This window comes from Peribacillus sp. NPDC056705, from assembly GCF_043656335.1.
Genome location: NZ_JBHTYI010000191.1, coordinates 695 through 1,408, shown reverse-complemented (window position 1 = coordinate 1,408; position 714 = coordinate 695). Strand labels below are relative to the sequence as shown.

1 pseudogene is annotated in these 714 nt (G+C 44.5%); it reads right to left on the bottom strand.

What is annotated here, in order from left to right:
- Positions 1 to 395 precede the first annotated feature (395 nt).
- Positions 396 to 714 (bottom strand): annotated as a pseudogene (locus tag ACFRAK_RS28820) (hypothetical protein); the annotation flags it as partial.

The following is a 714-nucleotide window of genomic DNA, read 5'->3' as shown; positions in this document are numbered from 1 at the left end:
TGCATGCCGATTTGGCCAGCAAGCTGCTGAAAATTACGGAAGTCAAGTAAGTTAAATAGCATGATGCGAAACAGATAAATGCTATAGTAGAGAGGCTGCGGCCTCTCTTTTCTTATTTAGACTTCAGCCAGTTGATAATTGTTGCTATACCGTTCACTATACATTGCTGATTTTTACGATACGAAAATAAGAATATCATTACGTTGATTCCCGAACAGGCCCGCTAATATCGCAACAGGCTTGCCTTCAATAGGCTTATTCACTTCGCTTCCTTCACATTCCCATCCGCGTAATATACGCCTCGATCAAGGATAGGATAGAGACTACACCTAATATCCGTTGACAAAAAAAAGAAGAAGCGTGCCAATACAGGCTCGCTTCTCCCTCGATTATTATTAAGGTTTAATAAGATTGAGACCCAGCAAGACTAGCACTCCCATCACGACAGACCATACAATGATGCTAATGGTTTGCCATATAACCACGTATCGTTTAGGTGCTCCGGATGCGATACATATCAAGGCCGAAAGATGACCGCCGATCAGCAGCGTACCTAGGAGAGACACTCCCGGTACTCCATATTTATGGAACAACTGCTGCCCCCGTTGCATTCGCTTGTTTTGTTTCTCCTGCTTTCTGTCACTCGTTCTTCGTCCTTGAAACCACCGCTTCAATCGGTCACTTGCCAGAATCGCGACCATCACGGATAACCAG